1 protein-coding gene is annotated in these 919 nt (G+C 30.8%); it reads right to left on the bottom strand.

Annotated elements, in window-relative coordinates:
• Positions 1-919, bottom strand: a 919-nt coding sequence (locus tag HMPREF2576_RS02300) for a collagen binding domain-containing protein (RefSeq protein ID WP_141758104.1), incomplete at both ends; no start/stop codon positions are given.

The raw sequence follows: 919 nt of genomic DNA, 5'->3' as shown, positions 1-919 counted from the left end.
TTCAGGTTGCTCAGGCTGTTCAGGTTGTTCAGGAATTAAATCTCCATCTCCAGCTCCATTACCTCTAGAAAACTCTGAAGATCTATCATTCAAAGTATATTCATAGCCATCTCCTGTTAATTCAACACTATTAGTATAAGCTCTATTTGTCCCATTATTTGGAGTAGTAGTATATGTAATATCGTAAGCTGAATTAATATCGTTTAAAAAATCAATAATAAATCCATTGGTAGTAGGTTCTAATCTATATTCAGTGAATGGAGATCCAATTTTCTCTTGATCAGAATCATAATTCCTAATACTTAAAGAACCTTCATCATAAGTTAATCCTTCACCCAGTTCATCAGTAAGCTTTGCGTTAGAAATTAATTGGTTATCTAAATTAACTCTAACAGTCCAACTAACTTTATTGTTTTCATCAACATATCCCCATTTATTTAATGGTTTTCTATCAACAACATGGTCTTCTACCTTAAATGAGTATCCTTTTGTACCGATTTTAATATCATAAGTTTCTCCTTCTTTAACTACATCTCTATTAAATGTAGTTTCAAAATCCATCCAACCTTTTGTGTTTTCATGAGTAGAAAGGTAGTCGTTTTCGTCAGTCAATTGCACTAAAACATTTCCATTTTTCTCAGCTATTACTTTTCCAATTACTATTTCATCTGAAGTGACTAAGTCAAAATTTACATTATTAGATAATTTAAATTGTTCTGGTAATGTAAATGTAATTTCATCACCTTTAGAATAACCTGTCGCATCCCATTCGTATCTTATTTTTTGACTACTCCATATAGGTGCTTCACCTTTATCATTGATATTTTCAATTGTAAAATCCGAATCTGTAATAAATGTAGGTGAATTTTCTTCAGTTGATTTAGATGTTACGTCATTTTCTTCAGTTGATTTAGGCGTT

The organism is Staphylococcus sp. HMSC063F05, assembly GCF_001837075.1.
GTDB lineage: Bacteria > Bacillota > Bacilli > Staphylococcales > Staphylococcaceae > Staphylococcus > Staphylococcus epidermidis.
The sequence above is the reverse complement of the archived record's forward strand: the minus strand, read 5'-3'. Positions and strand labels throughout refer to the sequence as shown.